Below are 12576 nucleotides of genomic sequence, written 5' to 3'. Positions count from 1 at the left end.
GCACCTCACGGCCGTCAGGCCGTGAGCCGCTCGCTGACCTCCCAGAGGCGGGCCGCCGCCTCTGGGTCGACCGCGCGGGGCAGCACACCCGGAGTGTTCTCCCCGGCGTACCAGGCGGCCTCGTTCTCGGGGGTCACCAGTGGGCTGATGTCGACGTTCTCGCAGTAGACACCGCCCAGGCCGTCGAGCCGTGGGCTGGTCGCGCACCAGACGCCGGTGGCCGCCCCCTGCCGCACGGTCTTCAACTGCCGCTCCGGATCACGGACCGGCCGGCCCTCGTCGTCCAGGGCGCCCGCGGCCCGGAGCACCGCCGTGTCGAGGTGCTTGGCGAGACCGGTGTCGATGATCAGGCCCGGGTGCACGGCGAAGGCACGGATGCCCTGCTCCTGGCCGCGCCGGTCCGCCTCGACCGCGAAGAGGGCGTTGGCCGTCTTCGACTGGCCGTAGGCGAGGAACGGCTCGTACGCCCGGTGCTCGAAGTGCAGGTCGTCGAAGTCGACGCCGCCGAAGCGGATGCCCCGCGAGGACAGGACGACGATCCGCGCGCCGTCGGCCGCCGCCAGTGCGGGCCACAGCCGGGTGGTGAGCTGGAAGTGCCCCAGGTGGTTGGTGGCGAACTGCGACTCGTAGCCGCGCGCGTCCCGGACCAGCGGTGTCGCCATGATCCCGGCGCTGTTCACCAGGAGGTGCAGCGGGCGCCCGGAGGCCAGGAACGTCGCCGCGAAGGTGTCGACGGACGCGGGGTCCAGCAGGTCCAGGTGCTCGACCTCGGCCCCGGGGACGGCCGCGACTGCCGCCCGGGCACGCTCCACGTCCCGGGCCGGCACGACGACCTCGGCGCCGGCCGCGCGCAGCACGCGGACCGTCTCCAGGCCGATGCCGGAGTAGCCGCCGGTGACGATCGCGACCTTGCCGGTGAGGTCGATGCCCTTGATCACCTCCTCGGCGGTCGAGGCGGCGCCGAACCCGGAATTCAGGGGCTGCTGTGCGGTGGTCATGTCTGTGTGCTCCTCGTCGGCTTGGGCTGTCGCGACCACCGTAGGTCGACGGTTCCGTACGATGAATACTTGAGAATCCGCATTACTTGCGTGATAGTTCGAGCATGTCCGAGGATCCGCTGTCCGACGCCCTCGCCGTCGCCGATGCCCGCAGTGTGTTCTCCGGCGGCTTCACCGCCGGCGGCGAGTGGGCGCTCCAGCTGCGCGGACGCGACCGGCTGAAGGTGAACGCCGTGGTGCGGGGCGGCTGTCTGCTGGTCCGGGACGGCGGCGAGCCCGTGCGGCTCGCCGAGGGGGACGTCGTGATCTCCGACGGCGGTCAGCCGTACACCCTGTGCAGCCGGCCCGGCGTGGCGCCGACCGACTCCGCGGACGTCGTCGTGGACCCGGCGACCCGCATGGGCCGGCTCGGGCAGGGCGACGCGGTGGACGTGGCCTGCGTGTCCGGGCACATCGACCTGAGCCGGGACCGCGGGGACCTGCTGCGCCGGGCGCTGCCGGAGCTGGTGCACGTGCGGGCCGACTCGCCCGAGGCGGGCGTACTGCGGTGGCTCATCGGGCAGTTGGCGGCCGAGATGCGCATGCGCAGGGCAGGGGCCGAGTTCGTGTCGGCGCAGCTCGCGCAGCTGATGTTCGTGCAGGTGCTGCGGATCTGTCTGACCGACGCGGACGGGCTGCCGCCCGGCTGGCTGCGCGCCCTGGCCGACGAGCGCCTCGCCCCGGCGCTGCGCCTGATGCACGGCGACCCGGCCCATCCCTGGCAGCTGGAGGAGCTGGCCCGGGCGGCGGCGATGTCCCGCACCACGTTCGCCGTACGGTTCAAGGAGGCGGCCGGTGTGCCGCCCCTGACGTACCTGCTGAACTGGCGCATGAACCTCGCCGCCCGGGCCCTCCGCCAGGACACCACCCCGGTCGGCGCACTCGCCCGCTCCGTCGGCTACACCTCCGAGAGCGCCTTCAGCAATGCCTTCAAGCGGACGGTCGGGGTGGCACCGCGGCGATATCGCGAAGAAGCCCTGGCCGGGAGTCGAGCCGTTCTTCAAGCCGTACGGTGACCTGATCGCCCCCGCCTTTGTACCCTCGACGGACCGGTGGTGCATCGGCCTTCAGCGAGGTCGTTCGTACTGGTCAGGACCGGGGTCCGGTTTCCTGCCGCCCCGGTGCCTTCACCCTGCCGGGAAGTGCGCAGGACGTCGATTACCCCTCGGGTGATGACGGCGCGAGATCACCGCAAAAGGGGTCCCGAAGGTTTTCGGCCAAACAAGGCTGTGAATATGCCAAGAGAGTGGCTAAAAAGTCGTGGTGACAGTGTTTCGGGAGTGAACATACTCGACTGCTAGGGCATCACTTCACGAGGCAAAGCCGCCATCGTGCGCACCACTTGAGCCACCCGAGCCGCCATCAGAGCCGCATGGAAAGCGAGGCCCGACCGGCAATCGAGACACGCGACGGGGGAGTGATCGTGCACGACGAATTCCTGTGCCATGTCACCGCGTACGGTACCTGCGGCGGGCAGCGCGTCGGGGTGCCCCTGGGGACCTACCGCGCCCCGACCCTGGCGCTCGCGCTGTGGTGGTTACGGGACCGCGCGGTGTGGATGGCCGACCGGCTCGACCCGCAACCGGAGAACCCGCGCTTCCCCAGGGGTGCCCTGGTCCCGGTCGCCGACTCGGCCCCCGACGTGCCCCGCGCGTTACGCACCTGGTCCCGCGATGTCGGTCAACAGGAGCAGGTCGCCTACGAGTTGGCGGCCGGACGGCTCGTGCAGATCTCCATCAGCGACGAGACCACCGAGTACGAACTGCTCGCCGAGTCGGTCGACGCCCTCAGGATGCAGCGGACCGTTCCGGCACTCGTGGTCCCCGTCGCCTGACACGTGTCGACCACCGCACCCCCTGACCGCTGACCGGGCACACACGTGAACGAATCGGTAGAATTCGGTGCATGTCAGAGCGGCCGATGGTGCCGACCGCGCCCGACCTCCTCCTGGAGACGGAATCGGGCTCCACGGTCATGACCCCGGGCCGCGACTATCACGTCGGCCGCGACCCGCTCAGCGACATCGTCATCGACGACGCCCGTGTCTCCTGGCACCACGCGGTCCTGCGGCCCGACGCGGACCACTGGACGCTGGAGGACGAGCACAGCACGAACGGCACCTACGCCGACGGCCGCCGCATCCAGGAGTGGGGCGTCGGACCCGGCAGCGTGATCCGCTTCGGCAACCCGGCCGACGGCCCCCGCGTCGTCCTCGCCGACCGCCCCGCCCCGGCCCCGGAACGCCCCTCGGCGGTGTCCATGCCGGCCTTCACCGGCACCTACCGGCAACCCACCACCGTACGACCGCTGCCCAGCCGTGCGATCCGCATCGGCCGGGCCGCCGACAACGACCTCGTCGTCGACGACCTGGTCGTCTCCCGGCGCCACGCCGAACTGCGGGCCGGGCCGGACGGCACGTACGAGATCGTCGACCTCGGCAGCCACAACGGCACCTACCTCAACGGCCAGCCCGTCGCCCGCGCCCCCGTCGGGCCGGGTGACATCGTCGGCATCGGACACTCCGCGTTCTGTCTCGTCGGCGACCAGCTGCAGGAATACGTCGACACCGGCGAGGTCTCCCTCGACGTGCAGGACCTCACCGTCGCCGTCGACCGGGGCCGCAAGGTGCTGCTCGACCAGGTGTCGTTCCCGGTCGGCGAGAAATGCCTGCTCGCCGTGGTCGGACCCAGCGGCGCCGGAAAATCCACCCTGCTCAACGCGCTCACCGGCCAGCGCCCCGCCGACCGCGGCACCGTCCTCTACGACGGCCGCGACCTCTACCGCGACTACGCCGAACTGCGCCAGCGCATCGGCCTGGTCCCGCAGGACGACATCCTGCACGCCCAGCTCACCGTGCACAGCGCCCTGTCGTACGCGGCCGAACTCCGCTTCCCCCAGGACACCGCCAAGGCCGAACGCCGGGCCCGGGTCGACGAGGTCGTCCGCGAACTCGGCCTCGAACAGCGCGCCGCGCAGCCCGTGCACAGCCTCTCCGGCGGGCAGCGCAAGCGCGTCAGCGTGGCCCTGGAGCTGCTGACCAAGCCGTCGCTGCTCTTCCTCGACGAACCCACCTCCGGACTCGACCCCGGCATGGACCGCTCGGTGATGCACATGCTGCGCGGCCTCGCCGACGACGGCCGTACCGTCATCGTCGTCACCCACAGCGTCCTCAGCCTCGACGTGTGCGACCGGCTGCTCGTGCTCGCGCCCGGCGGCAAGGTCGCCTACTACGGGCCGCCCGACGACGCCCTCGCCTACTTCGGCTTCGAGCACTGGCCGGAGGCCTTCGAGGCGTTCGAGCGGGACCAGGACCGGGACTGGGCGGGGGAGTACCGGGAGTCGCCGTTCCGGCGCCAGTACATCGTCAACTCCACCGCGCAGCCGCACCAGTTGGGCCCGGGCCCGGTCGCCTCGGCCCCGCCGCCGCCCAGACCCCGCAGCCGCGGCGCCCAGCTCGGCACCCTCATCCGCCGCTACACCGCCGCCCTCGGCGCCGACCGGACCTTCCTCGCCATCATGATCGCGCTGCCGTTCGTCATGGGCGCGATGGCCCGCGCGCTGGCCGGAAGCCAGCTGACCCGCGACACGGCGATGAATGCCCTGCTCATCCTGTGCGTCGGTGGTGTGCTCACCGGCGCCGCCAACGCCGTCCGCGAACTCGTCAAGGAACGCGCGATCTACCGGCGCGAGAGAGCCGTCGGCCTCTCCAGATCGGCGTATCTGCTCTCCAAGGTCGTCGTCCTGGGCGCGATCACCGTGGCGCAGGCCGTGGTGCTCACCCTGGTCGGCCTGTTCGGCGTCGACCTCAACGCGCCCGGCGGCAAAGGGGTGCTGATGCCACCCCTGATCGAAATCACGGTCGCCGTCGCCCTGTTGGCGTTCACCGCGATGATGCTCGGCCTGCTGGTCTCCGCGCTGGTCCGCAAGGAGGAGGTGACGATGCCACTGCTTGTGCTGCTCGCCATCGTCCAAGTGGTCTTCTGCGGCGCCCTGTTGAAGCTGCACGGCGTGCCCGGCCTGGAACAGCTGTCCTGGCTCGTCCCCTCGCGGTGGGCGCTCGGCGGGATGGCCGGCACCATCGGGCTGGCCCGGATCGTGCCGGGCGAGCTGACCGGCGATCCGATGTTCCGGCACTCGGCCGGGGTGTGGCTGCTCAACATGGGCATGCTCGTCGTGCTGTCGCTGCTCTTCGGCTTCCTCGTCTCCCGGCTGCTCCGGCGGCACGAACCCGCCGTGATGCGGAAATAGGGGCCGCCACGATGACGACCCCCGGCTTCCGGCCCACCCACGTCGTCCCCGAGCACGGGATGCCCGCCTGGGAGGCCCCGGACCCCGCCCGTCCCACCGTGCCCCTCGACGCGCTGCTCCCCGTGCAGCTGCTGGAGCGGCGCGGCGACTGGGCCCACGCCCTGTGCTCCAACGGCTGGTCCGCCTGGGTCGACGGCCGCCACCTCATCTCCGTCGCCCACGACCCGCCGGCCGCCCGCGGCCCCCTCACCCGCACCGCCGACCCACGCCCCCTCCTCGCCCGAGCCGAACAGGCCCTCGCCCGCTACCGCAGCGCCGTCGAGGACCTCGCGGGCGGCGGCCTCGACGGCGCCACGTTCCAGGCCCGCACCAGGGGCCTGCGGATCGGCGTGGTCGTCGACGGCGAGTCCGTCTGGCTCTACGACGCCGACCACGAACGCTGGGTCCACACCGACGGCACCCGCCTCAGCACCTACGCCTCAGACGACGGACCCCGCGCCGAACCGGCCGACCCCGGCCACGCCCCCACCCAGGTCGTGAGCACCGATGGCCCGTGACGCGAGCCTCTTCTCCGGGCGGCCCTCCGAGCTCATCGGGCAGCAGATCGCCGGGTACCGCATCGAGGACGAGATCGGCCGCGGCGGCATGGCCGTCGTCTACCGCGCCCGCGACCTGCGCCTCGACCGCACCGTCGCCCTCAAGCTGCTCGCCCCCGAACTCGCCCGCAACGACACCTTCCGCAAACGCTTCACCCACGAGTCCCGGGTCGCCGCCGCGATCGACCATCCGCACATCGTCCCCGTCTTCGAGGCGGGCGAGACGGACGGCGTCCTGTACATCGCGATGCGCTACGTCTCCGGCAGTGATCTGCGTCATCTCCTTGACCGGGAGGGGCCGTTGGACCTCCCGACGGCCACGCGGATCATCGGGCAGGTCGCCTCCGCGCTGGACGCGGCGCACGAACACGGGCTGGTCCACCGGGACGTGAAGCCCGGCAACATCCTCGTGGCGCACGGTACCGACAGCGACCATCCCGAGCACGTCTACCTCACCGACTTCGGGCTGACGAAGAAGTCGCTGTCACTGACCGGGTTCACGACGGTCGGGCAGTTCGTCGGGACGCTCGACTACGTGGCTCCCGAGCAGATCTCGGGGCGGCCGGTCGACGGGCGGTGCGATGTGTACGGGCTCGCCTGTGTCGCCTACGAAACCCTTGCGGGTCGGCCGCCGTTCCGGCGTGATGACGACATGGCTCTGTTGTGGGCGCACCAGTACGACGTGCCTCCGGCGGTCAGTGAGGCTCGGGCGGGTCTGCCTGGGCATGTCGACGGGGTCTTCGCGAAGGCGTTGGCGAAGAGTCCTGATGATCGGTACGCGTCGTGTCGTGCGTTTGTGTCGGCGTTGCGCGGGGGTGAGGGCGGGGGCGGGGGTGGGCATGCGGCGACCGAGGTGGATCTGCGGGTGGGCGGGGGGCCGGATGAGGGGCCTCCCGCGTTGCCTCGGTGGGCGGAGCCTGTGTTCAGGGTGCGTGAGTGAGGTTTTCGGGTGCGGGTCCGTGGGGGTCGGTCGCGCAGTTCCCCGCGCCCCTGGGGGGATGAGGCCGAGCCGGTTGAGAGGCGCGCGTGTCCTCAGGGGATGCTGCTCAGCCCGTTCTGATGCGCGCCCCTAAGGGGGGCTCGCCCGGCGCGTTCACAGGTGCGCGTCCTCGGGGGTGTCGCTCAGCCCGTTCAGCGGGGTGCGTCGTGCTGACACCTTTCGGCGTGCGATGCGCCAGCCCGACCCCTCCCGCACCAGCGTGTCCACGTACGTCACCGAGCCGCAGGAGCCGTCCGTGCGGATGCCCAGGCCCTTTGAGCGGGCCCGGACGCCGCCGTCCGGCGAGTCCTCGATCAGCACGTTCGTCACGTGGTGCGCGACGGGGTTGGCGGAGCCCAACGCGAGCGCGGCGGCGGTGAGTTGGGTGAGGCCGGTGAGGGTGCCCTGGGCGAAGTCGGTGAGGTCGTACTCGACGTCCGGGGTGAACACCTCGGCCAGCCGGTCGAGTTCGCCCTCGTCGACCAGGTGGCCGTGCAGGGCGATCAACTCCGTGATGGCCAGGCGGTCTTCGAGTGTCAGCGCCATGTCTGCCCTTCCGTCGGCTCGGCGCACCCTCTCACGTCCGCCGCCCCGGCTGCGCCGGGATTTCCACCGCGCCCCTCCGGTGGACCGGCTTCGCCAGCAGGGCGCCCAGGAAGCCCGACACCAGCCCCCACAGCGCGGCCAGCCCCATCGCCGACCACACCTCGGGCTTCAGGAACAGGTCTCCGGACAGGCCGCCGCCCACGTCGCCGATGCCGAGGAGGGAGAGGCCGTAGTGGGCGGAGACGCGGCCGACCAGGCAGATCATGAGGACCGCGAGGGCGAGGGCGACCGCGAGGTGGACGGCGTGCTGCCAGGCGCGGACGCGGGACGGGGAACGCGCGGCCATCAGGAACGCGGTGGCCAGGAGCAGGACCGCGTCCAGGACCAGGAGCCACCACACGCGGCCGTCGTGGGCGGCGAGGGTGTGCAGGTTCAGGGTGGAGATGTCCGGGGTGCGCAGGACCTCGTCGAGGAGGTGGGGGACGGGGAGGCCGAAGGGGCCGTCGACGCGCCCGTTCCAGGTGGCGCCCAAACCGAGGGTGAGGGCCAGCCAGACCAGGTTCGGCATGCCGAGCAGGATCAGGGCGAAGGTCTGGGTGGCATTGCCCCGGGTGGCCGCCAGGACGAGGGCCAGGACGACGCCGAGCGCCACGTAGGCCAGCAGGAGGGCCACCACCGCGTACGCGGCCGGGCGTACCGCCGTGTGGAAGCGGAGCAGGCGCGCGGGGACGGGCGCGCCGGGGGACACCAGGAGCGCGAGGACCAGGACCCCGGCCAGCCACAGGAGGCCGAACAGGACCGTCTGCGGTACGTCGGCCTCGAAGCCGACCTCGGGGGAGGTGCCGAGCAGGTCGCCGATGTCGCCGAGGGTGCCGCTGCCGAGGGAGATCGAGAACTTCTGGCGCGCGCCCAGCGCCAGCCCGATCAGGCCGAGCAGCCACAGGACGGCGATGCGGGCGGCCCAGCCGGCGAGCTCCGTCGCCGAGGCGACCGCGCGGTGCCGCAGGGGCCGTAGGAAGGCCGTCGCGGTCGCCAGGGCGCCGGACAGGGTCACCGAGAGGGGGATGGCGGTCAGGCCCGCTTTGGTGTCGGCCAGGGAGCCGGCGTTCCCGGAGAGTTTCAGGGTGCCGCCGACCGCTGCCACCACCGTCGCCGTGACGACCCGGGGGAACGCTCCGTCCGGGAGGTCCGCCGCGCCCGCCGCCCACAGGCCCAGCGCGGCGACCACGCCCATGGTGAGCAGTCCGGCCAGCACCGTGCCGAGCGCCTGGGGCCAGCCGTGGCGGGCCGTCGCCTGGTCAGAGGGGGTTCGGGGGGTCACACGGCCACGCTAAGCAGCGACCGGGGAGCGCGCCCGCCGGGAGGGCCGTCCGCGTCGGCTTGCGGGCGGACCATGCCCCGAGCACACAATGGGTTCGTTGTGGACAAAAGGTCACTTATCGGTACGAGTGGCCTTGCAGCCCGCGTCGGGAAGAAGAGCTCGTGAGCGTCGAACCTCCGTCTTCAGGCCGCCCCACCGGACCGCCCTCCGGCCCGCTGTCGGGACCCTCCCAGCCGCCCTCGGGACCCTCCCAGCCGCCTTCGGGACCCTCCCAGCCGCCTTCGGGACCGCCCTCGCAGCCCTCGGGCGGCGGCGGTGGCGGGGCGCCGGAGCCGCACCGGCCCTGGTGGAGGTCGGCGCCCCGCGTCGCGATCCTCACCGCGGTCGTGGTCGCCGCCGTGGTGCTGACCGTCGTCCTCACCCGGTCCGACGGCGGCTCGACCACCACGGCGGGCAAGGGCGAGGTGTTCCTCCAGGCCGCGGCCAAGACCGGCCCCGAACCGTTCACGGAGTCCACCGCGACCGAGAACTCGGCCCCGCCCGTCACCGCGTCCCCCAGCGCCTCGGAACCGGTGAACGCGGTACGCGGCGTCGACGGCGGTGCCCCGGGCCTCTACGGCGGCACCCAGAACGTCTCCGCCTGCGATGTGGAGCGGCAGATCAAGGCCCTCCAGGCGGCCCCGGCGAAGAACACGGCGTTCGCGTCCGTCGCCGGCGTCCAGCCCGCCGGAGTTCCCGCCTACCTGCGCTCGCTCACTCCCGTACAGCTGCGCATGGACACCCGTGTCACCAACCACGGCTACCGCGACGGCGCCGCCACCAGCTACCAGGCCGTCCTCCAGGCCGGCACCGCCGTCCTCGTCGACAACCACGGCGTCCCCCGCGTCCGCTGCGCCTGCGGCAACCCGCTGACGCCGCCCGTTGCCCAGCAGACCACCCCGAAGCGCACCGGCGACACCTGGTCCTCGTACCGCCCGCAGAACGTCGTCGTGGTCACCCCCGCACCCCGGATCATCAACATCTTCGTGATCTACGACCCGCACAACGGCCACTGGTTCGGCCGCCGTCACGGCGACACGGGAAAGCACGACCACAGGACCCCGCCGCCGGTGAACCCGGCCAGCCCCTCCGTGAGCGTGTCCCCGCCGACTTCGCCGTCCTCCGAGTCCCCGCCGCCGTGCGCCCCCAAGACCCCCGGCATGTCCCCGAGCCCCTGCCCGCCGTCGTCGAGCGCACCGTCGTCGCCGTCGTCCTCGTCACCGGGGTCGGACACCCCGTCCTCCCAGCCGCCGTCGACGGAGTCCTCATCAGCCTCATCAGCCTCTTCCGGCGCCTCCTCCTCGTCCGCCTCGGCCGCGTCGGACACGGCCACGACTTCCGCCTCGACGGTCAGCGCGTCGATTTCCTCCGAGTCGATTTCACCGGCACTCTGATCGGGGGGACTGCCGGGCGTGGTGCTGGGTACGAGCACTGGTACGACAGCGACCGGCAGAGCCGCCTTCCGAGAGAGACACGCATGATCGACCACCGGGACGGGGTAGTGATACCGACTCGTTTCGACGTGCCCGTGGAACCGCTGCGGCGGGCGGCGCACTACACCGGCGAACCGGGCTGCATCTCAGCGGCCCGCCACTTCACGCACCAGTTCCTCGAACAGCTCAGAACCGAGTGGTGCGCCACGATCGACGACCAGTCCGACGGTGAACTGCTCCTGCTGGTCAGCGAGTTGGTCACCAACGCGGACCGGCACAGCAACGGCCCGTACATCCTCGAGCTGGAGGGCACGGACACCTCGGTGACGGTGTCCGTCTGCGACAGCAGCGTCGCCCTGCCCCGGCTCTTCGCCCGGGACCCCGAGCGCATCGGCCGGCACGGCCTGGAGATAGTCCACGCCCTGGCCGCGCAGGTGACCGTCGAACGGGTACCGGTCGGCAAGCGGGTGCGCGCCGTGGTGCACCTGGCAGACAGGCCCTAGTCGGTCACGCCCGGGTGGCCGTGATCAGCTCGTGCAGATAGCGCTTGGTGACCCGGCCGCCGTGCCGCGTCTCCAGCAGCTCCCGGAGACAGGCCAGCAGGCCCCGGCGCGCGGGCTCGTCCAGCGCGAGATGGCCCGAGTAGGTCAGCAGGACGTCGAGATACTCGTCCGTCGTGTACGTGATCTCCTGCGCCCCGCGCCACACCGTGACGTCCCCGAAGCGCGCGGCACGCTCGAACTCCCCGGTGTCCGTCGCCGATTCGTCCTCGGTGGGCATCCGCAGGCCGGGCGGAGTGGCCGGGTCCCAGCGTTCGTAGCACGCCTGCATCCGGTCGAAGAACTCCCGCGTGCCGCCCGCCACATGGTGCGTCGTGACGACCGCGAGCCGCCCGCCGGGTCGCAGCGCGGACGCCGCCTTCGCCAGGAACAGGCCGGGATCGAACCAGTGGTACGCCGTCGCGATCACCACCAGGTCGAACGGCTCGTCCGGCACCTCCCACCGCTCGAAGTCCGCGACCTGTACGTCCACCCGCGGGAACGCCTCCAGATTCCGCCGGGCCACCGCGGCGAGCGAGGGGCCCAGCTCCACGGCGATCAGCCGGCACCCGAACTCGGCGAGCGGGACGGTGAGTTGGCCGGTGCCGGGGGCGATCTCCAGCACCCGGCTGTCAGGGCCCAGGCCCGCCGTACGGGCGAGTTCCTCGACCAGTGGGCGCGGATACCGGGGCCGGGCCCGGTCGTAGCGCTCGGCCGCCCCGTCGAACGTGTCGCGCAGCACCGTTCCGACACCCTTCACCTCGGTGATTCCACCCAGGGCAGAATGCTGACCCCTTCCCCTGACGTCCAGCGCTTTTAGTCTGAGAGGGTGACCAACCAAGCGCCGAACCACGCCCGCGTGATCCCCCTGCGCCCGCACGAGCCGGCCCCCCACCTGCCCGAGCCGCAGGTCCCCGCGCCCAAGGAGCCCCTGTGGCGCGACCTGGTGGGTGATGTCCTGCGGCAGGAGCGGCTCGCCCAGGAGCGCACCCTGAAGGACGTCGCCGACGCCGCCCGGATCTCCATGCCGTATCTCTCGGAGGTGGAGCGGGGCCGCAAGGAGGCCTCCTCTGAGGTCCTCGCGGCCGCCGCCCACGCCCTCGGGCTCGACCTCGGAGACCTGCTGTCGCTGGCCCGCGACGAACTGGGCCGGCACCGCAACAGGCGTCAGGGCAGGGTCACTTCGCCCTACAACGGCCGGCTCAGTCTGGTCGCCGCCTGACCGGCCGGGTCGCTCAGGCCTGGCCGAGGCGTCGGCTGACCACCTCGTCGGCCAGGCCGTACGCCACGGCCTCCTGAGCGGTGAACACCTTGTCCCGGTCCATGTCGGCGCGCAGCGTGGCGATGTCGTGGTGCGTGTGCCGGGACAGCACCTCCTCCACCTGGGAGCGGATCCGCACCATCTCCTTGGCCTGGAGGGCGAGATCGGAGACCATGCCGCGCTGCCCGCCGGTCGCGGGCTGGCCGAGCAGTACCCGCGCGTGCTCCAGGACGAACCGCCGCCCCGGGTCCCCGCCGGCCAGCAGCACCGCCGCCGTCGACGCGGCCTGACCGACGCAGAACGTCGAGATCGGGGCCTGGACGTACGTCATCGTGTCGTAGATCGCCATCAGTGAAGTGAACGATCCCCCGGGCGAGTTGATGTAGATCGCGATCTCGCTCTCCGGCGACGACGACTCCAGATGGAGGAGTTGCGCGATGACGACGTTGGCGACGCCGTCGTCGATCTCGGTGCCGAGGAAGATGATCCGCTCGGAGAGCAGCCGGCTGAACACGTCGTACGAACGCTCGCCGTTCGGGGTGCGCTCGACGACGTTCGGAATCGTGTACGTCCCCAT

13 protein-coding genes are annotated in these 12576 nt (G+C 71.9%); 8 read left to right on the top strand and 5 right to left on the bottom strand.

Translation table 11 applies throughout. The annotated features are described in order from the left end of the window. Positions 1-14: 14 nt before the first annotated feature. Positions 15-998 (bottom strand): oxidoreductase, encoded by a 984-nt coding sequence (locus ACIRB1_RS16960; protein ID WP_403466060.1) that lies wholly within the window; start codon positions 996-998, stop codon positions 15-17. Between the two features lie 104 nt (positions 999-1102). On the opposite strand from ACIRB1_RS16960, the gene ACIRB1_RS16955 reads away from it, so the two are divergent. From ACIRB1_RS16955 to ACIRB1_RS16935, 5 genes are all read left to right on the top strand, one after another. Next, positions 1103-2053 (top strand): AraC family transcriptional regulator, encoded by a 951-nt coding sequence (locus ACIRB1_RS16955; protein WP_403466059.1) that lies wholly within the window; start codon positions 1103-1105, stop codon positions 2051-2053. Positions 2054-2460: 407 nt separating this feature from the next. Continuing rightward, complete coding sequence (locus ACIRB1_RS16950; protein WP_352185710.1) at positions 2461-2871, top strand: hypothetical protein; 411 nt, start codon at positions 2461-2463, stop codon at positions 2869-2871. A gap of 71 nt (positions 2872-2942) precedes the next feature. Then, positions 2943-5285 (top strand): FHA domain-containing protein, encoded by a 2343-nt coding sequence (locus tag ACIRB1_RS16945; RefSeq protein ID WP_403466058.1) that lies wholly within the window; start codon positions 2943-2945, stop codon positions 5283-5285. Between the two features lie 11 nt (positions 5286-5296). Beyond that, positions 5297-5842, top strand: a complete 546-nt coding sequence (locus ACIRB1_RS16940; RefSeq protein ID WP_403466057.1) for a hypothetical protein — start codon at positions 5297-5299, stop codon at positions 5840-5842. Further along, positions 5832-6821: a serine/threonine-protein kinase gene (locus ACIRB1_RS16935; RefSeq protein WP_352185713.1), complete on the top strand. Its 990-nt coding sequence runs from the start codon at positions 5832-5834 to the stop codon at positions 6819-6821. Before ACIRB1_RS16940 ends, ACIRB1_RS16935 begins: the two co-directional genes overlap by 11 nt. Positions 6822-6974: 153 nt before the next feature. Here ACIRB1_RS16935 and ACIRB1_RS16930 read toward each other — a convergent pair whose 3' ends face one another. Then, entirely contained in the window at positions 6975-7406 is a 432-nt protein-coding gene (locus ACIRB1_RS16930; protein WP_352185714.1) for a nuclear transport factor 2 family protein, read from the bottom strand. A 31-nt stretch (positions 7407-7437) separates the two neighbouring features. Beyond that, positions 7438-8727: a streptophobe family protein gene (locus tag ACIRB1_RS16925; RefSeq protein WP_352185715.1), complete on the bottom strand. Its 1290-nt coding sequence runs from the start codon at positions 8725-8727 to the stop codon at positions 7438-7440. 161 nt (positions 8728-8888) lie between these two features. On the opposite strand from ACIRB1_RS16925, the gene ACIRB1_RS16920 reads away from it, so the two are divergent. Both ACIRB1_RS16920 and ACIRB1_RS16915 read left to right on the top strand, forming a co-directional pair. Continuing rightward, positions 8889-10160 (top strand): DUF6777 domain-containing protein, encoded by a 1272-nt coding sequence (locus ACIRB1_RS16920; RefSeq protein ID WP_403466056.1) that lies wholly within the window; start codon positions 8889-8891, stop codon positions 10158-10160. A gap of 83 nt (positions 10161-10243) precedes the next feature. Beyond that, entirely contained in the window at positions 10244-10702 is a 459-nt protein-coding gene (locus ACIRB1_RS16915) for an ATP-binding protein (RefSeq protein ID WP_352185717.1), read from the top strand. Positions 10703-10706: 4 nt separating this feature from the next. On the opposite strand, the gene ACIRB1_RS16910 is transcribed toward ACIRB1_RS16915, so the two are convergent. Further along, entirely contained in the window at positions 10707-11480 is a 774-nt protein-coding gene (locus tag ACIRB1_RS16910; protein ID WP_403466218.1) for a class I SAM-dependent methyltransferase, read from the bottom strand. 87 nt (positions 11481-11567) lie between these two features. Here ACIRB1_RS16910 and ACIRB1_RS16905 point away from each other — a divergent pair, with 87 nt between their 5' ends. Next, entirely contained in the window at positions 11568-11960 is a 393-nt protein-coding gene (locus tag ACIRB1_RS16905; RefSeq protein WP_403466055.1) for a helix-turn-helix domain-containing protein, read from the top strand. 13 nt (positions 11961-11973) lie between these two features. Here the strand turns inward: ACIRB1_RS16905 and ACIRB1_RS16900 are convergent, their stop codons facing one another. Then, positions 11974-12576, bottom strand: coding sequence for an ATP-dependent Clp protease proteolytic subunit (locus ACIRB1_RS16900; protein WP_352185719.1), 603 nt, complete (start codon positions 12574-12576; stop codon positions 11974-11976).

The sequence above is a fragment of the Streptomyces sp. NPDC096013 genome (genome assembly GCF_044763565.1).
In the GTDB taxonomy this organism is placed as follows: domain Bacteria; phylum Actinomycetota; class Actinomycetes; order Streptomycetales; family Streptomycetaceae; genus Streptomyces.
The sequence above is the reverse complement of the archived record's forward strand: the minus strand, read 5'-3'. Positions and strand labels throughout refer to the sequence as shown.

Bases quoted from the DNA above. Each gene is read 5' to 3' on its own strand.
- ACIRB1_RS16960 (WP_403466060.1), bottom strand. From the start codon at position 998: ATGACCACCGCACAGCAGCCCCTGAATTCCGGGTTCGGCGCCGCCTCG.
- ACIRB1_RS16955 (WP_403466059.1), top strand. From the start codon at position 1,103: ATGTCCGAGGATCCGCTGTCCGACGCCCTCGCCGTCGCCGATGCCCGC.
- ACIRB1_RS16945 (WP_403466058.1), top strand. From the start codon at position 2,943: ATGTCAGAGCGGCCGATGGTGCCGACCGCGCCCGACCTCCTCCTGGAG.
- ACIRB1_RS16940 (WP_403466057.1), top strand. From the start codon at position 5,297: ATGACGACCCCCGGCTTCCGGCCCACCCACGTCGTCCCCGAGCACGGG.
- ACIRB1_RS16935 (WP_352185713.1), top strand. From the start codon at position 5,832: ATGGCCCGTGACGCGAGCCTCTTCTCCGGGCGGCCCTCCGAGCTCATC.
- ACIRB1_RS16930 (WP_352185714.1), bottom strand. From the start codon at position 7,406: ATGGCGCTGACACTCGAAGACCGCCTGGCCATCACGGAGTTGATCGCC.
- ACIRB1_RS16915 (WP_352185717.1), top strand. From the start codon at position 10,244: ATGATCGACCACCGGGACGGGGTAGTGATACCGACTCGTTTCGACGTG.
- ACIRB1_RS16900 (WP_352185719.1), bottom strand. From the start codon at position 12,576: ATGGGGACGTACACGATTCCGAACGTCGTCGAGCGCACCCCGAACGGC.